Genomic DNA, 24557 nt, shown 5'->3' on the forward strand with positions numbered 1-24557 from the left:
GCGATATCATTTTTTATCTATTAGTATCAAAAAGTTACTTCACTAATTTTATATTTTTAAAAATATTTAAATAGACTAAGCGCCAAACCTTAAACCAAAAATAATTTGGGTACAGAAATGTTTAAGTACGCACTAACATTTGGTAAATCAATTTAGCTAAAAAAATATTCCTAAAACTTTCCCTTCGTTCGTTTATAGATTTACAGAGCTTCACTCACTTGCTCTGCCAACAACAAGAATGAAGGGAATACCATGAGCAATAATACATCTCGTTATAACAAACATCTTATTGCGCTTGCTATCAGTGGCGCGTTATTGGGTTCGCACACTGCGGTTGCACAAGCGAAAGAGACGCAAGAAACTACAGAAAAAAAGAAACTACTCGACCTTGAGCGAATTGTCGTGACTGGCAGCGGTGGGCGCGGCCAGACTAAATTGGAATCATCGGTCTCAGTGACCACATTAAACGCTGAGCAGTTGGCGCGAGAAGCACCGCTAGGTACGGCGGATCTACTGGAAAGCGTGCCAGGCTTTTGGGTTGAAGATTCAGGTGGTGAAACCAACAATAATGTTGCGCCTAGAGGACTACGTGGCGGTGAAGGCTTCCGTTACATCGGCGTTGAAGAAGACGGGCTACCTGTGGTGTACGACGGCGTTTGGGTTGATTTTTATCAGCGTCAAGATATTACGATTGAACATATGGAAGCGGTTCGTGGGGGCACCTCAGGTCTACTTACTACCAATGGCCCTGCGGCGTTAGTAAACTTTATTACCCGTAAACCGGATGACATTGAAGAAGCAACGATCCGCTTAACCGCTGCCGATTACGGCATGTATCGCGGCGAGTTCTTTTATGGTACGCCCATTAGTGACAACTGGAAAATGTCGATCGGTGGCTCTTATCGTCGTTCTGATGGCGTAAGAGACACAGAGTTTACCGCAGATCACGGCGGCCAACTTCGACTCAATTTAGTGCGTGAGTTCGACAAAGGCCAACTCACGCTGTCTGCCAAACACCTCAATGACCATACCACTTTCTTTGTGCCTATTCCGCTAAGAGATCAAAGCGACCCTAAAGGCATTGCTGGTGTTGACCCACAGCATGGCACCTTGATTGGTAATGGTCAGCGCTTTTTACACTATTTACAGCCTGATGGCAGCTATAAAACACGAGACCTTAAAGATGGGCAGCATACCAAGTTTAGTACCCTAGGCTATCACTTAGATTGGGAGTTAAGCGACCGTTGGCTACTCAATACAGCTGGCCGTTACTCACAGTTTGAAAACGACATGTATATTTTGCTTAACTTCGATAACTCGACGCTCGTCAATGCCAATACCCGACTTGGGCAGCAAGATGTGCAAAATATGCTGGACCAGTTTGCCAGTGATGGCGCCGTTGCCGCACGGTACCGATATGTCGATAGTGGTGAAATACTGACAGATGTTAGCAATTTAAACGGAAATGGCTTAGTCACCACAAGCTACCCGCTTTATTCGCGCTACGATGCTGAGCAGTTTGTTAATAAGCTCAATTTCACCTATGAAGGTGATCAGCACACGCTGACCATCGGGTGGTTATTTGCCTATGTAGATGCGGATTCCTTGCCAGTTGATAAATGGGAATCGCAGTTTTTAACGGAAGTAAAAGACAATGCTCGATTACTCGATATTGTTGCAGTTAACAGCAATCAGCAAGTGGTTGGTCAACTAACCGACCATGGCTCAACAGGTTATGCTCCTGGTTGGGGTCAGGCAACCGCTTTTGGTACCAGTACTTCCAACTCTTTATTTATTAATGAACAATATCAAGCAACCGATAACCTTCGTATTGACGGTGGTGTACGGATTGAGTGGTTGGAGCTAGATAGCACCGCCTCCGCAACCACATTTGCACAGCCTGTTGCGGGCGCTTTTGACAGCGCTGGTAATGACATAGATAACAATCTTGCCAACAATTACGTCGATATGCCGTCAAACAAATTCCTGTCAAAAACTCGTAGCGAAACCGAAACCGCATGGACGGTGGGATTCAATTATACCTTCTCGGATGATGTGTCAGTATTTGGTCGTTATGCCGACGCCTTCGAAATGCCAAGGTTAATGAGCTTCGGTCAGAATATTCACTCAGGGGTTGATGCCGACTTTAATGACAGCGTTAATCTAACCTTTAGCGAGTTGGGTGCTCGCTATGCTGGTGATTCAATTGGCGCATCACTGACCTTGTTTAGAACTAAATTTAATGACTTAGTGGAACGTAATTTTACCGGCAGCGATGGTGAAGTGGCGAATCAAACGATAGACACTGTCACCGATGGTCTTGAGTTTGAAACAGTGTGGCAGGCGCATGACAATTTACAGCTTGAGCTGACTGGCGTGTTGCAAGACCCAAAAATGGAAGGATTTACCGGAGCATTTGCACATTGGGAAGGCAAGCAAGTGAAGCGCACACCCAAAGTGCAGCTTAGGTTAACGCCAACCTACTACTTTGACGATGGTGATATCTATTTAACTATTCACCATTTAGGGGAGCGTTACTCAGATGGGGAGAATAAGTTTGAGCTCCCTGCCTACACCACAATCGATATGGGGGTGAATTATCGCTTTACCGACGCGGTTGCGCTGCATGTGAAAGCGACAAATATTAGTGATGAGCTCGGGTTAACCGAAGGAAACCCGCGGGCCATTAACGATGTTCAAGCAGGATACGACTATTACTATGCTCGGCCGATCTTAGGACGCACCATCAGCGCCTCGCTGACGCTGAATTTTTAGGGCCTAATCGGGTTCACCTGAGTGCGCTTAGTTCATTGTTGCTTAACTTTTTGCTCAGCCCACTATGTAGCAAGTCGACCGTCGTGACCAAAACTCACTCAGGGGAACAAAAATTAAATAGCAAAGGTCATTAGACCCTGTATTTCCCTTGCTAATTTGCACACTGCCCAGTGCTCATTAGTTCACTCAAGCCCGCTAAAAGCGGGCTTTTCTCAGGAAGTTATTTATGAACCAGAGTGTCTTTTATACATTTTTGCAAAGCAGTTTATTACTGTTTTCTTTGTTGCTCACACCACTTTGTGCAGCGCTACAGATCACCCCAAAACCACTGAGTGCTAGTGTTGGTAATGGTCACTTTAACCTTACCCATGACAGTAAAATTACCTTTAACCAGCAGCAAGCTCAACGCGTTGCGCAGCAATTAGCGACCTTTTTGCGCTCGCCTACGGGCTATCAGTTGCCAGTGTCTCAGGCTGATAGTACAACTAAAAATAGTATTGCCTTTAAGATTGTCGATGCACCGCTATCTCAAGAGGGATATGCGCTGAGCGTTACACCTGAAGGGGTTGAAATACAAGCGAATACTGCGACCGGATTATTCTGGGGGATGCAGTCACTGCGACAATTACTCCCTGCTGAGATAGAGTCGCGTATGCCTATCAATCAGGCAAATTGGGCAATACCTGCGGTAGAAATAAAAGATCAGCCCAGATTCTCATACCGTGGCATGCATTTAGATGTAAGTCGGCACTTTTTCGATGTGGCGTTCGTGAAGCGTTATATCGATTGGCTGGCGATGCATAAATTCAATGTCTTCCAGTGGCACCTAACCGATGATCAAGGCTGGCGAATCGCCATTGATGCATACCCTAAACTAACCGAGATTGGGGCAACACGGCCTCGTACCGTGGTTGGCCATACCTATGATTATCAACCACTGTTTGATAATAAAACGGTATCGGGCTTTTATACCAAGGCGCAAATTAAGGAAGTGATTGAGTACGCGCAGGCGCGACATATTGAAGTGATCCCTGAAATCGATATTCCGGGGCACAGCAGTGCGATGCTTGCCGCATATCCCGAGTTATCTTGCCACCAGCGCGCAGTAAAGGTACAGCCGCAGTTTGGTATTTTTGAAGATGTGTTATGTCCCCGTGAAGACGTGTTTGCGTTTCTTGCTGTTGTATACAAAGAGGTTGCCGAGCTATTTCCGAGCCAATATATCCACATTGGTGGTGATGAGGTGATAAAAAAGCAGTGGTTAGAAAGCCCCGAGGTGAAAAAGCTGATGCAACAGCATCAGTTAACCACACCTGAGCAGGTGCAAAGCTATTTTATTAAACGGGTCGCTAAAATCGTCCAAAATCTTGGTAAAACGGTGATTGGTTGGGATGAAATATTAGAAGGAGGGGTAGCGGAAGACGCCGTGATCATGTCTTGGCGGGGCACGGAAGGAGGCATCCAAGCTGCAAAAATGGGCCATCAGGTGATCATGAGTCCTTATCAATATATTTATTTTGATGCCTATCAATCGCGCAATCTTGACGAGCCCAAAGCCATCCACGGGCTTTCAAGTCTAAAAAACGTTTATCAATATGAGCCACAGCCCAGCCACTTAACTGCTGAGCAACAAGCCTTTATTATTGGTGCGCAAGGGGCACTTTGGACTGAATATATAAAAACACCTCGTCATGCCGAGTATATGCTGTTTCCGCGCTTGAGTGCGCTGGCCGAAACATTGTGGTCGAATAAAACACAAAAGTCGTGGTCTGATTACAGCCAATATCGTTTACCCGGGCTTATAAAACGCTACCAGCAGATGCACCTCAATACCGCTTATAGTAGCCATAAGCCTATTATTTCAAGCGAGATTAACGGGCAGCAGCTCGTCGCCACCATTACCTCTGAAATTGCCGACACGGCTATTTACTATACCTTAGACGGCAGCGAGCCAACGCTGCAATCGCAGCAATATCAAAAGCCACTAGTGATAACTGACGAAACGCAGCTTCGTGCCCGCAGTTATGTAAGCGATTTGGGGCAATTGGTAGGCGATGCGCGTTTAACGCTTTCACCTCATTTAGCACTTGGAAAAGAAATAACGCTTGCCTCGTTAGCTGCCGAAGGCTCTGCGACTAAGCTGCAGGATGGTCAATTTGCTTATGATCAATTTTACAGCGTTGATGATTATGCGATTTTTTACGATACCGATCTTGAGGCGGTTATTGACTTAGATGCGTCAACGCAAGTGCAGCAGGTTAAGCTGGGCTTTGACAGCGGGCGACATAGACAACTGCACCCGCCAACACATATTCAAGTGTTGGGTTCAAGTGATAAACAGCAGTGGCAAACGTTAGCTGAGGTTAATAATCCGCGTGGGCCCATGTCGGTGTTGTCGTTTGCTCCTGTAAGTGTGCGCTTTTTAAAGGTGGTGGCCATTAATAGTAAGCAATCTGACGATATTCAAATCCCCAAACTTCCCCTGTATATCGATGAAATAGCGGTATATTAATCACACCAGCCCTAATACTAAATACGTAATTAGGGCATTATTTATGATTCCATTCCCAACTTCCTCGGCTCAAACGTTTACATAGATAGAGTGGCAGCAGTACGCGCTCTATCCGAACAATAACAATATTTTAGGAGCCAACATGTTTGCAAAAAAACAGATAATTACTGCCTCACTGTCAGGCTTAGCCTTGTTGACTGCGAGCCACTATAGCGTCGCACATCCTCATCCTGATAACTTAGCATTACGCTGGCAAGTCGTGGATCATGGCATTGGAGAGAATATCTTTCTTGGCAGTTTGACGATTACTAATAATGGTTTTGAGCCATTGGGTGAGTCTGGCTGGGCGCTTTATTTTAGCTCGGTAAGGCCGCCTGCAAGCGTACTACCAGACTCAGATCCAAATGGTCAGTATGCGCGCCAGCATATCGCCGCACAGAATCTAAGTTTAGAAAATGCCGATGACGCAAAAAGTGGTGATTACTTTGTACTTAAGCCCACAGCGGGTTTTGCCCCCATTCAACCGGGTGAATCTCGTACTATTGAAATCGTTGCACAGTATTGGCAAATGCTGAAAAACGACTCACCGTCGGGTTTTCACATTAGCTACAATAATCAAGCGCCTCAAGCTGTGCTGGTGGACGTGATGATGAACCCAAGCGATCCAAAACAAACAAAGCAAGCGGTTAACGATAATATGCCGGTGCAAACGTCCGCCATCCGATTCGCCGAAAACAGCGCGACGCACATGACATTGCCGCTAAAAAATCGCTTGGTTCCTCAGCCCCATTCAGTGGTCAAACCGAATGATGAATTCTTAACTTTGATGAGCCAATTAACCAGTATTTCAGCGCCAGCTTCATTGGCGAAAGAAGCCACTTTCTTACAAACTGCGCTACGCGATATTCTGAGCGGCACATTTGCGATTAATAGCACTGTGCAAAATGGCCCAAACCTTATCAAGTTGCAGCTAGACCCAAATCTCGATACCAATCAAGACAATCAGCCGGACTCAAGTGGTTATAAGCTTGAGGTCGATGCATTCTCGGGGATCACCATTACCGGAAGTGACGCCCAAGGGGTGTTTTATGGTATTCAAACACTTCGTCAGATGATCCCCACCGCTGTGTATAAAACGGCTAAAAACTCAGCCACTTTGTCCGACAATGCCGTACTACCCGCGAGCACCATTTTGGATGCACCACGGTTTGAATATCGAGGCATGATGCTGGATGTGTCGCGTAATTTCCAAAGCAAAGAAACGGTATTTAAGTTGTTGGACTTGATGGCATTTTACAAGTTAAACAAATTTGAAATTAACCTTGCCAACGATCAAGGTTGGCGACTAGAAATACCGGGTATTCCTGAACTCACCGAGTTTGGGGCAAAGCGGGGATATGACCTGAGCGAAAGCACGATGCTGCATACTTTTATGGGAGCTGCCAATGGTTTTGCACCAGGAGATGGGATTGAAAATAAGCCCACGGATGAAACCGCAGCAAACTTAGGCACCGCGCCTAGTTATCAGGGCTTTGAAATTGCTCAGCAAAACTTTCTCGGTAAAGGCTGGGGCTACTACACGGTGAATGATTTTAAAGAAATTCTTCAGTATGCCGCTGACCGTTATATCGATGTGATCATCGAATATGACTTTCCAGCCCATGCGCGCGCGGCAATCAAAGCGATGGAATATCGCTACAACAAATACAAAGATAGCGACCCAGTTGAAGCAAACCGTTTTAGATTGATTGATCCGCTCGACCAGTCGCAGTATTACACCCCACAATTTTATACCGACAACTTTGTGAACCCAGCACTTGAGAGCACTTTTACTTTCCTCAACCATGTGGTGAAAGAAACACGCGCCATTTATGATGCCGTGCCCGATGCAACATTGACTCGGCTGCATGGCGGTGGTGACGAGCTGCCACATTTAGGTCCGAATGAATGGTGGGCGCAATCTCCAGCGGTCGATCAAAACCCAGCTACGGCGGGCAAAACCGATGCAGAGTTGTTTGACTACTTCTTTTTACGCTGGAAACAGATAGTCAATCAGCATGGTTTTGATATGGCAACTTGGGGCGATGTGTTATCGCACAATGGTACGGGTAATGTAAGTTACGGTGAGATATTCCCCGTGTTTTGGAATAACGTGTGGGGTTGGGGCAATGAACATCAGGCCTACAAGTTTGCGAACCAAGGTCATAAAGTCGTGCTGGCCCATGCGACAAACTTGTATCTTGACCTTGCGTATAACAAACATCCTGATGAAATTGGCTATCACTGGGCAGGTTACACAGATACCAAAAAGGCGTTTGAATATCGTCCGTTTAATATCTACGCTAACGCCGAGCATGACAAGCTGGGCAACCCAGTACCGTGGGACCCGAAATGGGTGTTACTGAGCGAAGCGGGTAAACAAAATGTTCAAGGTATTCAGGCGCAACTTTTTGGCGAAAACCAAAAGTCACCAGAAATTCTTGATTATATGACTTTCCCGAAATTACTGGGGGCCGCTGAGCGTGCATGGGTGCAAGATATGCCAGAGCAAGGCACAGCGACTACCGAGGCTTGGCACACCTTTACCAACACTTTAGGACAATACGCTCTACCACTATTGGACTATTACCAAGTGGTCGATATTAATGCTCAAATACCACAGCAGGTCGGGGTAAATTATCGTATTCCATTACCTGGAGGCGCGATTGAAGGTGGTAAGTTAATCGTCAATACCCGGTTTGTTGGCATGGCTACGGAGTATTCGATTGACCAAGGCGTAACATGGCATCGCTATGAAGGGCCTGTGACATTGACCGCGTCATCTAAAGTACAACTCAGAACGGTGAGTGATTCGGGCAAGGTAAGCCGAGTCGCAACGGTTAATTAAGCAAATTGGTTTAAGCAACGCCAGCGAACCTATTAATTTATGGGTTCGCTGCACGCTAACACAAATGGAAGAGTAGGATGCGTATTCATGCCACCGTTATTATCTTTTAAGCGTAAAGCAGTCGATACCACTACGGTAGCTGCAAACGACGACCTTGCACGTCGTCAACAGGTAGAGGAGTTGTTTTTAAAACAACAGCAAAAGCTGATCCGCCACATTATGGGCAAAGGGTTAGACAAACGTGAGGCGGAAGACGTTGCCCAAGAGGCGTTTGTGAAATTGCTTGGACTTGAGCAGGATAATGTCAGCAACTATATCGCCGCGTACTTGTATAAAATTGCAACCAATTTGGCCATTGATAAGCTGCGGCGTAAAGCGCGTAGCCCGTTTGATGACCGTGAGCACGATAGCGATCAAATGCCACAACCTTACGCAAGTGCTAACCCTGAACAAAACCACCACAACCAAGAGCTACTTAAAGAAATGGAAAAGTCTCTCGCAAGCTTACCCGACAAATGTAGGCTGGCTTTTTTATTGTATAAAATACGTGGTCAAAGCTATGAGGAGATAGCTTTGACCTTACAGATATCCCCAAGTATGGTAAGAAAATATGTATTACGTGCAGTTCGTCATTGCTACCAGCAGTTACAGCATGAGCTTTGATCATGAGTGTTAAGGATATAAACATGATTCCATTATCTGACGATTTAGCAATAATTGAAGAACAAGCCGCTGATTGGTTATTAGTCTTAGACGAGCAGCAGATCTCACCTCATGACAGCACTCAATATCCACAGCCGCTAAACGCTTGGCTAGCTGAAGATCCGCTACACAGTGATGTGTTCAACAAAATGTTGGAGCTTTGGACGCTTTCAGCCCAACTTGACGATGACTATGTTACTCAGCAGTTTGCACAGCTGGATGCACAAAACGCCACGGCTGCAACAGTCATTAAACCACAATCCAAACGCCGCGCTCAGTCTTGGTATCTTGCGATTGCCGCGACTTTGCTGCTGGTTGGTTTGGTGACTCTTATGGCACCAGAGCAGCCACTACAGCAAGCACCTGTTGCCAGTGCTAAGCCAGCCCCTGTCGATACAGTGTACAGCGAGTTCTTTCAAACCAAGGTCAATGAGCATCGCACCATTACGCTTGATGATAATAGTCAGGTTGATTTAGGGGCCAATAGCCAATTGGCTGTTCGCTACAGCAACACTTCAAGAGAACTACTGTTGTACCAAGGTGAGGCGCTGTTTAGCGTGAGTAAAGACAAGCAGCGCCCGTTTATCGTGCGCTACCAAAACAGCCAAGTTGAGGCGCTAGGCACAGTATTTAATGTTCGCGCCAATCCGGCTTCAATTAGAGTCGATGTGCTTGAGGGTCGTGTGGCTGTGACTCAGCAACAAGCAATCAAATTGACCCAAGGGCAAGCGGTAGAAGTCACACAGCAAGGCGAAGTTACCCGCAGTAAAGCCCAGGGTGAAGCGTTGACCATGGCGTGGCAAAAAGGCTACTTAGTGTATCAAAACGCAGAATTAGGCAATGTGCTTAATGATGTGTCGCGATATAGCGAAATCAAAGTGAAGTTAAGCGATCAACGCCTAGCAAAACTGACCTACAATGGCACCTTTTTAACCACTGAAATAGGCGATTGGCTCAACAGTTTAGAAAAAATTTATCCGATCACCGTGATGCAAAAAGGCGAGGAATACACCCTAATCGCAAATTAGCTAAAAGTGTCATAGCAAAGTCACAATATAAGTGGTACAAAGTTTATACAATAATAAAGACATTGATTTAAACTATGTTATTCAAGCTATTAATCCCGCTGTTAGCGTGGTTAATATGGTTTGGTGGCGTTGCATTTGCTACCACGGATCATCAATTTAACTTGCCTAAAGCGACTTTGCAGCAGCGTTTACTCGATATTGCTGCGCAAAGTGGCTGGCAGTTAAGTGCAGCCGAAATTCCAGATAACATTAGCGTTGAGCAGATAACTGGCCGCTACACCCTCGAACAAGTCTTGCTCACCAGCTTTCAACAAGCCGCCTACAACTTTTCCCTAGACCCAGAGCAGCAGCGTATTTTTGTGACTCCTAAAAAACTTGAGTCTGCACAACACTTTGAGCGCATTATCGTAACGGGTGTAAGCGGCAAAAACCGTAGCATTTTAAACTCGTCTATTTCAATCACTCAGCTTGCAAGCCTACAACTTGAAAAACAAACACCGTATTCCAGTGCAGAAGCGCTCAAAAATATCACCGGCTTTTGGGTTGAAGACTCGGGTGGCGAAACTAACAATAATGTTGCGCCAAGGGGACTCAGAGGTGGAGAGGGGTTTAGATTTATCAGCCTGATGGAAGATGGATTGCCCGTGACCTATGACGGTATTTGGGGGGACTTTTTTTTACGTCCAGACCTAACCCATCAAGCCATTGAAGCGGTGCGTGGCGGCAGTAGCGGTATTTTTACGGTGAACGGGCCTGCGGCAATGGTGAACTATATCGGCAGGCGAGGCTCAGAAAATCCTTTTAACTTAGTGAAAGTGAGTCAGGGATTGAGCTATGACTACACTCGTTTTGATGGCGTGTTTAGCGGAGCGTTGAATGATGAATGGTTTTATACGGTAGGCGGGTTTTATCGTACTTCCGACGGTATTCGGGAGCCGGGCTATCAAAGCGATTTAGGGGGACAGTTGAGTGCGCGCCTGAGCTGGTTAACCGATGCATTTGAGCTTGATTTTAGCTATAAACATTTAAACGATAAAACCAGCTTTTACGCGCCTTTAGTGATGCAAAATAGCGGCGAAATTCGAGAGCTGGCGAGCCTGCCTTATGACGATGGAACGCTACTGAGCGACGATCTCAGGTCGCTCACCTTCTTCACTCCAGAAGGACGCGTGCAGCGTGACCTAGAAGACGCTCAGCAAACACGCCTAAATAGCTACACTTTACTATTTAATACGCCGCTTTTTGAACACGTTAACCTGAGCAATCGTACGCGATTTTCAAGCCTAAACAATGATTTGTATACCTTAATGAATTTGGGCAACCAAACCATAGTCGACGCCACAAGCCGATTACAACACGCTGATATCACCGAATTTAAACGCCACTTTGCAAATAGCGCATTGCGCCCTCGATACTTACGTTATTCAGATAACACCTTAGTTGCCAACCCTGCAACGCTTAATGGTAATGGTCTCGTGACCGCTAGTTATCCTTTATATTCACGTTACAGGCAACAGCAGCTGGTAAATCATTTTAGTGTGGACTATCTCGACGCGCAGTGGTCACTGACCCTCGGCCATATTTACGCTCGAAGTGATTTTGATGAGTTACCACTAGATAAATGGCTTGGCGCGTTACTAACGGATGTAAAGCATCAACCAGGACGGCTGGACATCGTACTGGTTGATGGGCAAGAAAATGTGATTGCCCATTTTACCGAGCAAGGTTTTTTATCTTACGCCGGTCCCGTTTATTTAAGCGGTAGCGGCTTGTCTCAATCACATTCGCTGTATGCCAATATTGACTGGCAGCTCACTGAAAACCTTAGAGTTGATTTGGCACTTCGTAATGAACATCTGAATCTCACCAGCACACTACTTGAAGGGGTAAAGTCGTACACAGACTCATCAAAGGCCACTTATTCTCACTACCTCCCGGCTACCACTTTACGTGATTCCTTTACGCAAAATGCGCTCAGTATTGGCGCAAATTACCAAATCGGCGACGCTATGGCGATATTTGCACGTTATTCCGACGCCTTTGAAATGCCACGGCTCATTAATTACGGCAATGGCCGCGGGTGGGCTAAAAGTGAAGAAGAGCGCGTACAACAAGATTTTGGTCAACCCATTCGCTTGGCGTTAGGTGAAGTTGGACTGCGTTATCAAACCGCTGATTGGCAGTTTAGTGGCGCGTTATTTGAAACCAAGTTTGATCCGCTCCCGCTTACGGTATATCGCGGCGCGGCTACGACTCAACAAGCCGTTTCAATCAATACCCAAACACGAGGGCTGGAGTTCGAATTTGACTATCAATATAGTCCAGATTTGCAATTTAGAGCGATAGGTGTGTGGCAAGACGCTGGGTTTTATGGCATTCCTAAGCAATTGCCACAAAGCGAATTTAATGGCAATCAAATAACACGCACGCCGGAGTTACAACTACGACTAACGCCGGAATACAAAGCAGGACCTATTACCGCGGCTATCACCTGGTCGTATGTTGGTAAACGCTATTCTGATATCGCTAATCGTTTTGCCTTACCAGCCTATCAAACATGGGATTTATTTACCGAGTTGGCAGTTAATGAACAGCTCAGCGCACAGCTTGAGGTTAAAAACCTCACCAATGCTATGGGGCTAACTGAGGGAAATCCTAGGGATGATTTAAGCCACCAAGAGGCCATTTTTTACGCTAGACCCATTTTTGGTCGCACCATCAAACTTTCGTTAAGTTATCAGTTTTAAACAAAACCGCTATTATTCGAGTAATTCTATCCTTGACTTAAAGTGAACTTGAAGTTGTATGCTCCACTTAACCGAATGACAGTGACCAAACGATAAGAGGCAGAGGCAATGCAAAATAGCTTAGATAAAATCGTCAATGATATAAAAGCCAACTGGAGCGGGCTAAATTCAAGTACCACAGTGACAGTACGTGAATTGTTAAGCGAACTTACTCAGTCTCCACCGCACGAACCTTGGCTTGCGAGCATTATGCGTGAAAGACTAGCATCAAAAACACTCTACCAAGACCCTGACTATGGTTTTATGCTGCTAGTCCATGCCGAAGAAAAGGGCACGTACCGCCCGCCCCATGATCATGGCGCAGGGTGGGTATTTTATGCCGTGCAATCCGGCGAAATGGAAATGACAACATACAAACCCATCACCACAGCAAACGGCGAAACCCACCTTGTATCCCGAGGAACAGACACGCTCAAAGCCGGCGATTGCCGAGTGTTTCTACCCGGCGATATCCACGACACCCGCTGCTTAACAGACAACTTCGTTCAATATCGTTTAACCAGTTGTGACTTTAAAGAAGAGAAACGCTCAGGACGGATGATCCAGTATTTGAGTGAGGTGTAGTGGTTTGCCAAAACTCAAGGCGATAGTGGGTTTAAGTGTCTTCGTTGACATTTAATCAAGCTGTTTTGAAGGGGCTCTGTGTAAATATCGGCGTTCAACAGCTACCATGATAGCTGACGTTCAGCTAGCTGTGTTTGGACACTTTAAGCGGCCCTAAACGATAAGTTGTATCTATTGATTTAGGCGCAATAAGAGATTACGGCGTAACGCCCCTGTATGCGTTTGCCGTAAACGATTTTAACGGCTAATTGACATAACGAAGTTGAACAGGTTTAAGAATTGCCAATATAAATTAGCTGCTTAAAAGCAGCTAAAAAGAATCGTTATGCTTACCTGACCGGAGAAGGTTCATATGTGTTAGGTTCTTCTGCTATTTTTCCCTATACTATTTGCTGGGGGTCGCAATAAATCAATTAAATACGCCTCGATAGCCACAATTTCAAACCACGAATCCCTTGGGACTGGCAGAATACCGATTGTTTTAACCTCATCATACCACTTAGAGTTTTTAGCGAAGTGCTTACTCATGCGGTAACCGAGGATCTCAGCTTTACCAATATACTGTAGTTCTTCTTTATTATTGAAAAAGAAATACACACAAGGCTCATCAGTATAAGTACGTAGTAATCCTTTATCAGCCCAAAGCGAGGACCAGTTGCTTTGAGTCACAGTAGTTGATTGAAAGCATTCAACTAGGGAATCTATCCCTGGACGTTTAAATTTAGTATCAAATTCAGCTATTGCTTCTTTTACAGACTCAACGTTCATTTTTGATTCCATGCTCCATGAATCTAATGCCTCGCTTAACCGGCGCAAAATAGCAGGCTAAAATTAGCGACGAAAGAGCGCTAGCCTGCTGTTTTGCGTCCTTGGTTGAAGCGTTTGATACTTATTGAACCTTCTCCCCCGAAGTTTAGCGAACAGCTAAACTTCAAGGCGACGAAACCCAAAGGAGAAAGCTCAATGAAATTCTATACTACTTTTCATAAATATTATTGTGGAATTAACCTTCATGCACGCACTTTATACGTTTGCATTATTGATGAGCGTGGTAATAAAGTTGTTCATCAGAAAATAAAAGCTGATAAACATGAATTACTTAGACTGATTTCGCCCTATCTCAAAGATATCGTTATGCTTACTTGACCGGATAAGGTTCATATGTGTTATGTTTCTTCTGCGATTACCTGTTTTGTAATTCTTCTACTTTTTAAGCTTTTAACCACTACAGGCATAGCAATTTGAAAGGAGCCTTCGGCATTTACTTCACTTATTGCTTTTTTAACGAAAGAAGTCATCTCGCTTTTTAGCGACAATCCATTTTCAATTGCTGATTTAGCAGCATCTTGCGCTAAATCACCAAATCGAGAAGTCATCCCAATCACTGCGACATCACCTTCTTGGATTTTCTCCCCCACAACATATACTTCAATCATCCCCTCAAGGGTTATCCGCTGCTTCATTGTGTATTTGATTAAAAGGTCAGATTTAGATGAAGGACAATTCACACCAAGAATGAACTCTGTGTACATTTCCTTCAGTGAGTTTTCATCTAGCTTATGTTTTTGAGCTGAACTTAAAGCCTTGTTTATTGAGTGCTCGACAACTTCAGCGATGTATTCTGCAGTCAATATACCGCGATAGTGTTTTTCAGGAATAAACATATCATCGCCATACACTGAACTACGAGCATTTTTTATTAAGTTATTGGAGTCACAGATTTTTTTTACAACATACTTACCATCGGTTTCAAAGTTTCCACTTTGAAAATCTATTCTTAATGTTGCTAAATGATTAGATATTAAATCAATCACATGCTGTGCAGTTAAGGTGCTCCCAGCGAAAGCGACAAAACATTCAAACTGCAAAAAAACATTGTTATATGACTTGAAGTTTTCCCCTATGAAGTAAGGCTGCCAAAGCTTGACAGGTATTTCTTTAATTTTTTTGAATCCAGATAATAGTGGAGAATGTCCATTTGAACTAAGGCTTGTAATTATACTGTCAGCTATTGCAAATAATCCTTCCTGCCTTATCCCTGTATTTTCTTTAATATTATCAATGCTTCGCCATGGGTTTTGATCAAAATTATATCCGGCAACAACTAATGTCATCGATACTCCTTAGAAACATAACATTTTAGTATTTATGCGACACGCAGTTTGTGTTGCACAATCGCTTGTTGGACTGAGCCGCTACCTGCTCGATGTATCAGAGTTGGTGTTATTTATGCTATGGCTTACTTAGAAAAATAGGCTTATTAGAGGCTCTAGCTAACCTAGCTAGTCTACCCAGCTATTATTATGTTAGCTTTCCCTGCATTGCTCAGCGCTTATTATGTATCCATTACACCTAAATTTGGCTTGATAAGCAATTATATTTTTTACGCATACAGAGGCCGCTAGTCTGAGCAATTAAGCAAGTTAACTGCTTGATTTTATAAAGCAGCCCTGATCAAGCATCCCTTCCTTGGTTAATATCAAAGCGCATCCATGCGCTTCTCGTTCATTCTTTTTAAACGACGAAAAAGAACGAACCAAGAAAACGTCGCCCCAGCATCACACTCAATCCTCAAATCCTAAGCCGATATAGTGCAACCGTCTTGTAAGGCACGTCCATGATGCCAGACAAGACTTAGCCGACATCCTGTCGGCACATTGCATATCAGCTTATGCTTTTCGGGTGTGATGGAGGGGGAATAAAGTTGCTTGTAAGATCTTCTACGCTTTTCGGGCGTGGTATTGACCGTTGTTTCTGGTTTTATCTACTAAAGCAACTGATTAACTTGCAAGCACCAAACAACACTATCAGCACCGTTTTCCTCCCTCATCACACCCGAAAGTAAAGTGCCAATGAGTCATTTCAACGCATGGATGCGTGAAAAGCTGTGACAGGGACAGGGATGTCCCTTACACAGCGGTGACGTTCATATTGGCGATTTGCTTGAGGAGTCAGTGTGATGTCGGGAGTGCCCTTTCTTTTGCATACTTGTTCTTTGGGCATCAAAGAAAAGTATGTCGTAGCCCATGGATGGGCGTCAAAACCAGTCAGGAGGACGGGCTGACTTCACGATACATTTCGAGCTACCAGCCGTTAGCAACATAAACCTCCATGTTTAATATCAAAGCGCATCCATGCGCTCCTCGTTCATTCTTTTTAAACGACGAAAAAGAACGAACCAAGAAAACGTCGCCCCAGCATCACACTTAATCCTCAAACCCTAAGCCGATATAGTGCAACCGTCTTGTAAGGCACGTCCATGATGCCAGACAAGACTTGGCCGACATCCTGTCGGCACATTGCATATCAGCTTATGCTTTTCGGGTGTGATGGAGGGGGGGGGGGGGGGAATAAGTTGCTTGTGAGATCTTCTACGCTTTTTACGATGAAGCTGTTTGCAAGGGTTACAAAAACTATCAGCATAGCCTCCTAATTAGCAGTGCGGATAGCTTTGTGGGAGATGTATGGACTCCTCCCCCTTATCGGGAGCAAGAGAAAATCAGTGACCCCATCACTATAGTAATTAGTGGTGGGTGTCAGCGATTTGCTTTTAAGCGACCATAGCCAATTACACGCTAAGGACAAACCACATCAGAAACGATATCAATGTTGATTTGTGTCTTTGACATGATTATTTCTTCTCCACGATAATTGCAGTGATTGTTGTATCACCAACATTTTTAACTTGATGTTCCCATTGGTCATGCCACATCACGTAGCCATCCGGGATCTCCAAGGTTATGTCTTTTTCATTCGTTGTTATCGTCGCCTTGCCACCTTTTTCGAAGTAAACAGTCTCAGCATTGTGTTTATGCCAGTTATCCTGTTCCCCTGGTTTGAGTGTCATTTTAAGTACGGTAACCTCTTCGTTCTCTAGCAGTAGTTGATATTGGTTTGGAGATGCAATGTGTGCAGCCTCGACCTTCGTGTCTTGTGCAAACGCATTTCCAAACAATAGGACTGAAGTAACAGCAGTAAATACAACCTTTTTCATAGGAATTCCTATTTATGCATACCACGAATAGGGTAGTTGTTTGCAGGATTTCGTATCCAACCTAAGCCACTAATCAATGACTGAAGTTCAGGTCTTACAAACGGGTTGTTTGAAATATCTACTACGTGAACTTTTCCTTCATTATTGACAACAAATAGCCCCGGCTCAGCAAATGGATGATCAGTTTCTTCAGGCGATCTTGGAGCTGATATAAACAACCCAAGTTCTTGCATTTGTTCAACAGTAAGACCGTATGCGATAGGGAAAGTCACATTAAGTCTTTCCATATGACTTTCGAGTTGTTCTTTACTGTCACCAGAAACGGCTATCAAATCTACGCCTGTTTGAGCGAGTTGGTCTTTCGCACTTTCTAACTGGTTTAAGTAGCGAGTACAAAGTGGGCAATGCTGCCCTCGGTAAACAACAACCATCTTCCAATCCAAACCATTTTCAAGCGTAGACAACTTTTTAATATCACCATTTAGAAGTGTGGTTTCAATTGCAGGAAAGTCTGAACCTGCATGAAGCTTATTGGTATAATCAATGCTCATGACTGTTCCTTAAAAATGCTTGTTAATGTGCGTTTCGAAACGTTTGAAGTCGTTTTCAACATCTGCGTTTTTCATCACATCAAAGCACGCAAATGTTTCCATTGGCTTCATTCCAAAGAACTTGAAGTTCATGTGCATAGGGAACATTAAATCGTCGATTGATTTCCCATCGAAGAATTCTTCTGGATCATTAAAGGCTTCTTCCGGCGCATTAAAGGTGAGAGACATCATGTATTTGGTGTTGGTTAACGTGCCGCCCTTACCATAGTTTTTCTTTGGTGATTCTGCTGTGCGACCGTCGCCAACACATAAAGCTCCTCCCATGCCTGCTGTGTATACTTCATCCATATACTTTTTGAATGACCAAGACACGCCCATCCAATTGCTTGGTGTTTGCAAAAATACAATGTCTGCCCATTGATGAAGTGCTAATTGCTCCTCCACATCGTACCCGTCACTCATTGTTACTACGCGCGTGTTATAACCTTTATCTTCCAGCATGGTTATTGCCTTATCAATCAAGGCTGCATTTAGCTTACCTTCAGAGAATGGGTAATATTGGTGGGCATTAATAATTAATACGTTTTTAAGATCAGTAGTGCTCATAAAACAACTCCAAACTAAATTTCAGCAAAAATAAGTAAGAGAGACACTCTCCTACTCAATCAATGTGTGGTATATTTTAGTAACCTGATTTAAGTTATCAATTAGTATACTTTTAGTAACCTAGTTGTTTTTTAGGAAAACTGATGGAAAGTGTCGTAAAAACAGACAGTAAAGGTAGAAAAAAAGTTTTAAATGCATGCACTGAACCCTGTGCTATCGAAAAAGGCATGCGTTTAATTGGCGGAAAGTGGAAAGGTTCCATTATTTATCACCTTAAAGATGAACCTGTAAGGTTTAATGACTTAACCCGTATGCTTGGCGGTGCCAGCAAAAAAATGGTCGACCAACGCCTAAAGGAACTAGAAAGTGAAGGGATGGTTCGTAGAAAAGTGATAAGTGACAGACCTGTCGCTGTAACTTATGAATTAACCGATTTTGGCAAAACCGCACTGAGTATTTTAGATGAACTCAGGATCTGGTCAGAGTCCCATCAAATTTAACAGTAGCTACTTTGAATTATTTAGCACAGCCCAATGCAGATTCTTATTTTGGAAATCTGCTTGGCGATTTTGGCGGAACAAGGCATGTAAAAAACTTGCCACTCACAGTGAAAAAGGCATTGGATAATCATTATCTAGTCGATAAATTTATAGATAACCATACAAAAATAACTGACACCCATCACAATTAGCAAGCGGCGATTGCCGAGTGTTTCTACCCGGCGATATCCACGACACCCGCTGCTTAACAGATAACTTCGTTCAATATCGTTTAACCAGTTGTGACTTTAAAGAAGAGAAGCGATCAGGACGGATGATCCAGTATTTAAGTGAGGTGTAGTGGTTTGCAAAAATTCAAGGCGATAGTGGGTTTAATTGTCGTCGCTGACATCTAACCATGCAGTTTTGAAGGGGAGTTATGGCTGCTAAGAGCGAATTTGAGACTGTCGGCGCTCTTCTTGGGAGAGTCTTCGATGCTGCATAGCAGACGTTCAACTAACTCATTTATGCTACAAAATCCGTTAATATAAATGAACTAAGGGCCCGATTTGAGCAATGAACGGGCATTCAAAATATCCCTTCGTGTAGTTCACTTAGGCATGGGCTTACATTTTCAAAAAACGACCAATTTCACACAGGTTTTCAATAAATGGTCAGTATAACTAATTAGTGGTCATATTGAGTAATCTAGTCGAAAGTGAGAATTTTAAAGAACTGAAATCATTGGTTTTTATGTTGGCGCAAACCTTGCTGTCTCAAGGTTGCTTTAATTTCATTATGGGTTAAAAATGAGAAACCTCGGATATTTTTTGTTTTTACTAATTTTTGCGTCAGGTTGTACTACAAACAATAGAGACCAAAGTCACACTCTCAACGAAGAAAAACACCAATCAAATGACGTTACTATTGTAGAAGAGGTCGTTTTTGAAAGCGAAGGTGTAAAATTATCAGGGAGCATGTATATACCTAAAGATGCACGAGCTGCGGTAGTATTAGTGCACGGCTCTGATCCTGTCCCACGAATGACTAAGTTAGCACAGTCATTGGCTAAGAGAGACTTACTAGTTTTGACGTACGACAAGCGTGGGGTTGGTGAATCTGGTGGCGTTTACGTAGGGCCTCAGGTGGGAACCAATAATATAAGTGTTGATAATTTAACTTTGCTTGCGAAAGATGCAAGTGCTGCGGTAGATGTGGTTCATGGCTATGACAAAGAGTTATCGATTGGACTTATTGGCGCGAGTCAGGCTGGCTGGATTATTCCAATTGCCGCACTCAATAATCAATCAGTAGAGTTTATGGTTCTCTTCAGTAGCCCTACAATCACAACTCTGGAACAACTTAGATTTCAGTTTTATACAAATGGTAGAGAAGACTTTTGGGAAACTCATACTGATGAAGAATCGCGTGAACATACGTTAAATGATCCTGACAGATATGATTTTAAAGCAACGGACCCGAAAATTTCTTTGAATTCTTTATCGATACCTGGGCTCTGGCTCTTCGGAGAGCAGGACATACAAGTCCCAGTCAAAATGTGTATCGAGCAACTGAATAGGATGAAAGCTAAGGGCAAGCCTTTTGAATATGTATTATTTCCATCGCTGGGCCACAATACTAATAAAGCAGAGCCTCTAGATATTGCGATACAATGGATAAAGCAAAATAATTTTTCCCACTAATTCGTAATTGTTGTTTTGCTGATGTTGATCAAATAGAAGAGCGTAGTTTACTAATGGCTCAAATGTGACGAAGCGGCTATGCCGAGCGTCACTGAGCTCTCTTGCTGCTAGGTCGACTTTATGAGCACCCTAAATGAATCTCCGCTTCTGACAGTTCAAGTTTAGACTTGTCCAGTTTAACGGATATCGATGTTTAACACCGGCCCAAACCTTATACACTACCTTCTGATTCTATGACCAAAATTCTCGCCTCGCCACGAGGATGGGCAACATGCTCAGTGCCAATTGACGCATAAAAAATATCACCAGTTTGCAACAGGGCTGATTGCTCAACGCCATTCTCTTTGTAAAACATGTCAACCTCGCCATCTAACACGACAAAGACTTCTTCACCGTCATTAACATGCCACTTATAAGGCTGATCAGTCCAATGCAGGCGGGTTGTAATACCATTCATATTGGCGATGTCTTTTGCGCCCCAAGCGCGTTGTGCTGTGAATGTTTTGCTTCTAATTATTTCCATGATGTTTCCAGCTAGCTAAATGGCCTAAACCCATAATGACTCCCGTGCTGCGCTTAGCCCTATGCGAGAGGCATTATTCTACTGTTTTTTATATCGTGAGTAAGACACTTAATCTAAGCGTTTTTTGGCGTTACTTTTCTCTTCCATCGCTCGCATTTTCCTAATGGCCCAACCATCAATGGTCATAATAAATAGAACAATTAGTAAAATGTAGGTATATACGTTTACTATGATCGGATAACTGTCGTAAATCAATTGAGTTTGAATTGCCCAGTCACTAGGTAAATGTACTAAGTCTGGATGCCGGACTACATGCTCCAAAATCATTGCAAAGCATAACGCTGCTACTGCAAAGTAAATGTGTGTAATAGCACCTTGTTCTTTTGCCATATTATCATTATTAAACAAGGGTAATCGGATCGAAGTTGTGCTCTGTAACCAGTTGATGATAGATATACGGTATATTATTAGCATGACGGTGACTAAATTTAAGATGAAGTAGGCACTCTGAGATACGATTAAATTCCATGGCAATAGAGGTCTAATTGATAAGTCTATTACCTTCATAGAAAAGAGCACCGTTGCCAAATATATTCGATGCCCATCTTTATAGTTTGCTATGACTACAGCTATTAACAGAATGAAAAAAGTAACTTCTGTGATTGAAAATCGGGTGTTGTCAAAAAGGATGAAGAAATGCTCCATAGCTAATATCTCACCATCAATAAATAATTTAAAAATTATTACTAATCAGCTTATTACCTTTTAAAGCTAACGACTGACTTTACAAAATGTAAAGTGATAGGGTTAAAAAAATAACCATTTAGAGAAAAAAAGGTAACTTGGTTTCTCTTTCTTAAGTATCTTTCAACACACTCTTCATATACTTCAAAAGAGGGTTTACTACTTCCACTCTCCCATCCGCTAACCGTTTGATGAGAGACACCCATATTTAAGAATTTAGCAAAACCTCGAAGACTAAGGCCGAGCGATAAACGCATGTAGAGAATATTTTCACCACTGAACTTAGAGCCAATTAAGCTAAGATCTTCGATCATTTTCGTCTTGCCTTTTTCCTGCTCTGTCATCGTCCTTGCCAAATTTATGAATGGGTGAATATGTATAATTGTGAAATTTATGTTTCTTACTGTCAATGTTTTATTTTTATCGGTAACCACTGTAAATCGTCAAATATATTAGACGCAAGCTCATATATTCTCTTACTTCTAGAGCAAGAGAAAATGATAAGCGCAGATGAGTACAAGTATTCATAGGACTATTTGTTTACACTTTTTTAATTTTTAAGATGGTGAGCGATGAAGGAACAAACTCAGAAAGTAAAACCAAAAGAATCATACTTTAAGTTGCTGTACATCATGCTAAGCGGGCAATGCAATTACTTTAATCTTGAGCGAAAACATGCAAATCTTCATTGCCCTTTATGTGCACTTCGAAGAGGTCACAATAATGATTAATCAAAGTCAAGCAACAGAAAGATTGGAAAAAGTAGTAAAGCCCAAAGCGGCGCAAAAACAGCACTATCCAAGCAAAGTATTATGGGATAAGCGAATATGGCAAACTTACCTCGGTTAAAAATTAAACTCTGCTTATGGGCTGAGTTATATCGCAAGTATTAACTCATTCCAATTACCATGAAAGCGCGAATTCACTTTGGTGAGTGCAGGCCTAACCGATTGCCTTCTGTATCTAAAAATAACGCGAAGAAGCCGCTTTCGTCTGCATGTGGGGTTTTGGGGGTCAGTATTTTCCCACCGTTTTCTTCTACTTTTGATAGCACTCGTTGTAGGTCTTCACCTGCGTTTAAATACAGAGTAACGCCAGTGCTGGAAGGAGTGTAACCTTCACCTTGAACAATCACACCTACGGTAGATTGCCCTTCGTACGGGAAGAGTGCCATTGTCACTTCAGGCATATCTGTGGTTTCCATGGAGACAGCAAAAATGCGGCTGTAGAACTTTACGGCGCGGGTTAAGTCGGTTGCTGGAATTTCAAAAATTGATGCAAAGCTGTGCATGTTATCGTCCTTATTTTCTATGTGGGTCGGCTAGCTTTTGGTGACTAGGCTGGACTCGTTTAAGGTTCAACGAGTTCGACTTTAAGATAGCGTGGGGAGACAACAATTAATTGTAAAAAAGCGACAGGACTATTTATAGAAAAGCCGTGAAAGCGTCATGCTTTCGTCATCGAGAAACGCTCGCGGGTTTACCCCCGTGAGCGCTTTAAAGTCCTTAATAAAGTGAGACTGATCATAATAATTGCTTTTGTAAGCGATGTTGGTGAGGTTGTCTTCACGATTTATGAGGAGTGTTAAAGCGCTTTGCAAGCGTACAAGTTTACTTAAATGTTTTGGACTAATACCGACAAGGTCTAAAAACTTCCGCTCTAGTTGGCGCCTTTTATTGGGATTTGATTTGGTGATTGCATTAACCGATATATCGCCATTTTGTGCAAAGATAATGTCTACCGTTGTTTTTATAATGTGCTCAATTGTCCGCGGGTCGCTAAGCTTGTGAAGGAGAAAGGCCTCTAAAATCTCAATCCTTTGGCTTGTGTTTCGCGCTTGGATGATATCGCTTTCAAGCTTCGCGGCCTCATCGTGCTTAAATAATTCGTAAATCGATGTTTCCTTATTTATTAAGTTTTTTATAGGTTTCGAAATAAAGTGGGAAAAGGCATAAGGAAAAAAGCTGGCTGCAAAGGTGTGAACGTATCCGGTTGGTTGAATATAAAAAGGTGACACGGTTTGTCCAAGCACCATTGCGCGCGGTTGCAGTATGTAGTCATGTTCTGATGTATAGCGCTTAATATCGTCGCCCAATATAAAGGCCAGTTCAATGCAGCCGTCGGGGACAATGCGTTGCTTTGCGGCATCTTTATCTGCAGTAATCTCCAGTGTCCAAAAGCAATTGATAAATGAAGATAAATTTTCACAAGGGAAAAATGTTTTGTAATCCATAAAACCTCCGCTTCTAGCTATGGACGGTTGAAGCTTACAGCAAATAAAAACTAAGACTCTGGTAAATTTTGCAACCGTTTTATGGTCTGCTTTTTAGACGCGCTTTACCTGCTACTGGCCTTTATTGATATGCTTATTTATCCAATCTTGGTAATAAGATACACGTGTTAATACTGCGGTTGAACCGTATTTGCCTAAAGTATAATTTCCAAATCACCCTCAATTTCTTTCCACGCTGCTAATCCAACCAATACTGGTGTTGAGCCTTGATAAACGATTGCTGCGCCGCTGCTATATCTAGCTAAAAAATAAGTGACAGCTAAAAAATAAGTGACATATATGGACGCTCAGCTGCAGTCAAGTAATACTCATCCAACAAGGTTGTTTTAACAGCCTTGTTGCTTCTTTTATTTATCTCTCATTTACTATTTGTATGTATTGATAAACAG

General features: G+C 43.2%; 20 protein-coding genes and 1 pseudogene. 11 read left to right on the forward strand and 10 right to left on the reverse strand.

Annotated features, from left to right (window positions below; all coding sequences use genetic code 11):
* The first annotated feature begins 252 nt into the window (after window positions 1–252).
* From L3V43_RS22500 to L3V43_RS22530, 7 genes are all read left to right on the forward strand, one after another.
* Window positions 253–2775 (forward strand): TonB-dependent receptor, encoded by a 2523-nt coding sequence (locus L3V43_RS22500; RefSeq protein ID WP_237117438.1) that lies wholly within the window; start codon window positions 253–255, stop codon window positions 2773–2775.
* A 226-nt stretch (window positions 2776–3001) separates the two neighbouring features.
* Entirely contained in the window at window positions 3002–5287 is a 2286-nt protein-coding gene (locus L3V43_RS22505) for a family 20 glycosylhydrolase (RefSeq protein ID WP_237117439.1), read from the forward strand.
* A gap of 142 nt (window positions 5288–5429) precedes the next feature.
* Window positions 5430–8174: a family 20 glycosylhydrolase gene (locus L3V43_RS22510; RefSeq protein ID WP_237117440.1), complete on the forward strand. Its 2745-nt coding sequence runs from the start codon at window positions 5430–5432 to the stop codon at window positions 8172–8174.
* 87 nt (window positions 8175–8261) lie between these two features.
* The gene (locus tag L3V43_RS22515) at window positions 8262–8837 is read left to right on the forward strand and encodes an RNA polymerase sigma factor (RefSeq protein ID WP_010375741.1); all 576 of its coding nucleotides are present in this window, start codon (window positions 8262–8264) and stop codon (window positions 8835–8837) included.
* 23 nt (window positions 8838–8860) lie between these two features.
* Window positions 8861–9904 (forward strand): FecR domain-containing protein, encoded by a 1044-nt coding sequence (locus L3V43_RS22520; protein WP_237117441.1) that lies wholly within the window; start codon window positions 8861–8863, stop codon window positions 9902–9904.
* A 74-nt stretch (window positions 9905–9978) separates the two neighbouring features.
* Window positions 9979–12651: a TonB-dependent receptor gene (locus L3V43_RS22525; RefSeq protein WP_237117442.1), complete on the forward strand. Its 2673-nt coding sequence runs from the start codon at window positions 9979–9981 to the stop codon at window positions 12649–12651.
* Between the two features lie 108 nt (window positions 12652–12759).
* Window positions 12760–13275, forward strand: a complete 516-nt coding sequence (locus L3V43_RS22530; protein WP_235368469.1) for a hypothetical protein — start codon at window positions 12760–12762, stop codon at window positions 13273–13275.
* Window positions 13276–13632: 357 nt separating this feature from the next.
* Here L3V43_RS22530 and L3V43_RS22535 read toward each other — a convergent pair whose 3' ends face one another.
* From L3V43_RS22535 to L3V43_RS22555, 5 genes are all read right to left on the reverse strand, one after another.
* Complete coding sequence (locus L3V43_RS22535) at window positions 13633–14043, reverse strand: GIY-YIG nuclease family protein (RefSeq protein WP_172439917.1); 411 nt, start codon at window positions 14041–14043, stop codon at window positions 13633–13635.
* A gap of 398 nt (window positions 14044–14441) precedes the next feature.
* A complete protein-coding gene (locus tag L3V43_RS22540; protein WP_235368470.1) occupies window positions 14442–15389 on the reverse strand; it encodes a hypothetical protein in 948 nt (315 codons plus the stop codon).
* Between the two features lie 1517 nt (window positions 15390–16906).
* Window positions 16907–17269 carry a hypothetical protein gene (locus tag L3V43_RS22545; RefSeq protein WP_102058308.1) on the reverse strand — a complete coding sequence of 121 codons (363 nt, stop codon included), beginning with the start codon at window positions 17267–17269 and terminating at the stop codon, window positions 16907–16909.
* A gap of 8 nt (window positions 17270–17277) precedes the next feature.
* Window positions 17278–17820, reverse strand: coding sequence for a peroxiredoxin-like family protein (locus L3V43_RS22550; RefSeq protein ID WP_174169615.1), 543 nt, complete (start codon window positions 17818–17820; stop codon window positions 17278–17280).
* Window positions 17821–17829: 9 nt separating this feature from the next.
* Window positions 17830–18426, reverse strand: coding sequence for an NAD(P)H-dependent oxidoreductase (locus L3V43_RS22555; protein ID WP_017217774.1), 597 nt, complete (start codon window positions 18424–18426; stop codon window positions 17830–17832).
* Window positions 18427–18569: 143 nt separating this feature from the next.
* Here L3V43_RS22555 and L3V43_RS22560 point away from each other — a divergent pair, with 143 nt between their 5' ends.
* The 3 genes and pseudogenes from L3V43_RS22560 (at window position 18570) to L3V43_RS22570 (ending at window position 20608) form a co-directional block, all read left to right on the forward strand.
* Window positions 18570–18926 carry a helix-turn-helix domain-containing protein gene (locus L3V43_RS22560; protein ID WP_017217773.1) on the forward strand — a complete coding sequence of 119 codons (357 nt, stop codon included), beginning with the start codon at window positions 18570–18572 and terminating at the stop codon, window positions 18924–18926.
* A gap of 11 nt (window positions 18927–18937) precedes the next feature.
* Window positions 18938–19087 (forward strand): annotated as a pseudogene (locus L3V43_RS22565) (DUF479 domain-containing protein); the annotation flags it as partial.
* 627 nt (window positions 19088–19714) lie between these two features.
* The gene (locus tag L3V43_RS22570; protein ID WP_211865259.1) at window positions 19715–20608 is read left to right on the forward strand and encodes an alpha/beta hydrolase; all 894 of its coding nucleotides are present in this window, start codon (window positions 19715–19717) and stop codon (window positions 20606–20608) included.
* Between the two features lie 211 nt (window positions 20609–20819).
* On the opposite strand, the gene L3V43_RS22575 is transcribed toward L3V43_RS22570, so the two are convergent.
* The 3 genes from L3V43_RS22575 to L3V43_RS22585 form a co-directional block, all read right to left on the reverse strand.
* Complete coding sequence (locus L3V43_RS22575) at window positions 20820–21131, reverse strand: cupin domain-containing protein (RefSeq protein WP_039496348.1); 312 nt, start codon at window positions 21129–21131, stop codon at window positions 20820–20822.
* 108 nt (window positions 21132–21239) lie between these two features.
* Entirely contained in the window at window positions 21240–21605 is a 366-nt protein-coding gene (locus L3V43_RS22580) for a hypothetical protein (RefSeq protein WP_235368472.1), read from the reverse strand.
* A gap of 284 nt (window positions 21606–21889) precedes the next feature.
* Window positions 21890–22219 carry a helix-turn-helix transcriptional regulator gene (locus L3V43_RS22585; RefSeq protein ID WP_235368473.1) on the reverse strand — a complete coding sequence of 110 codons (330 nt, stop codon included), beginning with the start codon at window positions 22217–22219 and terminating at the stop codon, window positions 21890–21892.
* A 379-nt stretch (window positions 22220–22598) separates the two neighbouring features.
* On the opposite strand from L3V43_RS22585, the gene L3V43_RS23765 reads away from it, so the two are divergent.
* A complete protein-coding gene (locus L3V43_RS23765) occupies window positions 22599–22724 on the forward strand; it encodes a hypothetical protein (protein ID WP_266070577.1) in 126 nt (41 codons plus the stop codon).
* A gap of 73 nt (window positions 22725–22797) precedes the next feature.
* Here L3V43_RS23765 and L3V43_RS22590 read toward each other — a convergent pair whose 3' ends face one another.
* Both L3V43_RS22590 and L3V43_RS22595 read right to left on the reverse strand, forming a co-directional pair.
* On the reverse strand, window positions 22798–23166 hold the full coding sequence (locus L3V43_RS22590; protein ID WP_235368474.1) for a VOC family protein: 369 nt from the start codon (window positions 23164–23166) through the stop codon (window positions 22798–22800).
* Between the two features lie 129 nt (window positions 23167–23295).
* Entirely contained in the window at window positions 23296–24108 is an 813-nt protein-coding gene (locus tag L3V43_RS22595; protein ID WP_237117443.1) for a response regulator transcription factor, read from the reverse strand.
* Window positions 24109–24557: the final 449 nt, after the last annotated feature.

Source organism: Pseudoalteromonas sp. L23 (genome assembly GCF_021728455.1).
In the GTDB taxonomy this organism is placed as follows: Bacteria; Pseudomonadota; Gammaproteobacteria; order Enterobacterales; family Alteromonadaceae; genus Pseudoalteromonas.

What these genes read in the sequence shown, in the direction of transcription:
- L3V43_RS22510 (WP_237117440.1), top strand. Translation starts at nt 5,430, where the DNA reads ATGTTTGCAAAAAAACAGATAATTACTGCCTCACTGTCAGGCTTAGCC.
- L3V43_RS22545 (WP_102058308.1), bottom strand. Translation starts at nt 17,269, where the DNA reads ATGAAAAAGGTTGTATTTACTGCTGTTACTTCAGTCCTATTGTTTGGA.
- L3V43_RS22590 (WP_235368474.1), bottom strand. Translation starts at nt 23,166, where the DNA reads ATGCACAGCTTTGCATCAATTTTTGAAATTCCAGCAACCGACTTAACC.
- L3V43_RS22580 (WP_235368472.1), bottom strand. Translation starts at nt 21,605, where the DNA reads ATGCTAATAATATACCGTATATCTATCATCAACTGGTTACAGAGCACA.
- L3V43_RS22500 (WP_237117438.1), top strand. Translation starts at nt 253, where the DNA reads ATGAGCAATAATACATCTCGTTATAACAAACATCTTATTGCGCTTGCT.
- L3V43_RS23765 (WP_266070577.1), top strand. Translation starts at nt 22,599, where the DNA reads ATGATTAATCAAAGTCAAGCAACAGAAAGATTGGAAAAAGTAGTAAAG.
- L3V43_RS22520 (WP_237117441.1), top strand. Translation starts at nt 8,861, where the DNA reads ATGATTCCATTATCTGACGATTTAGCAATAATTGAAGAACAAGCCGCT.
- L3V43_RS22595 (WP_237117443.1), bottom strand. Translation starts at nt 24,108, where the DNA reads ATGGATTACAAAACATTTTTCCCTTGTGAAAATTTATCTTCATTTATC.
- L3V43_RS22530 (WP_235368469.1), top strand. Translation starts at nt 12,760, where the DNA reads ATGCAAAATAGCTTAGATAAAATCGTCAATGATATAAAAGCCAACTGG.
- L3V43_RS22540 (WP_235368470.1), bottom strand. Translation starts at nt 15,389, where the DNA reads ATGACATTAGTTGTTGCCGGATATAATTTTGATCAAAACCCATGGCGA.
- L3V43_RS22505 (WP_237117439.1), top strand. Translation starts at nt 3,002, where the DNA reads ATGAACCAGAGTGTCTTTTATACATTTTTGCAAAGCAGTTTATTACTG.
- L3V43_RS22515 (WP_010375741.1), top strand. Translation starts at nt 8,262, where the DNA reads ATGCCACCGTTATTATCTTTTAAGCGTAAAGCAGTCGATACCACTACG.
- L3V43_RS22550 (WP_174169615.1), bottom strand. Translation starts at nt 17,820, where the DNA reads ATGAGCATTGATTATACCAATAAGCTTCATGCAGGTTCAGACTTTCCT.
- L3V43_RS22560 (WP_017217773.1), top strand. Translation starts at nt 18,570, where the DNA reads ATGGAAAGTGTCGTAAAAACAGACAGTAAAGGTAGAAAAAAAGTTTTA.
- L3V43_RS22555 (WP_017217774.1), bottom strand. Translation starts at nt 18,426, where the DNA reads ATGAGCACTACTGATCTTAAAAACGTATTAATTATTAATGCCCACCAA.
- L3V43_RS22570 (WP_211865259.1), top strand. Translation starts at nt 19,715, where the DNA reads ATGAGAAACCTCGGATATTTTTTGTTTTTACTAATTTTTGCGTCAGGT.
- L3V43_RS22585 (WP_235368473.1), bottom strand. Translation starts at nt 22,219, where the DNA reads ATGACAGAGCAGGAAAAAGGCAAGACGAAAATGATCGAAGATCTTAGC.
- L3V43_RS22575 (WP_039496348.1), bottom strand. Translation starts at nt 21,131, where the DNA reads ATGGAAATAATTAGAAGCAAAACATTCACAGCACAACGCGCTTGGGGC.
- L3V43_RS22525 (WP_237117442.1), top strand. Translation starts at nt 9,979, where the DNA reads ATGTTATTCAAGCTATTAATCCCGCTGTTAGCGTGGTTAATATGGTTT.
- L3V43_RS22535 (WP_172439917.1), bottom strand. Translation starts at nt 14,043, where the DNA reads ATGAACGTTGAGTCTGTAAAAGAAGCAATAGCTGAATTTGATACTAAA.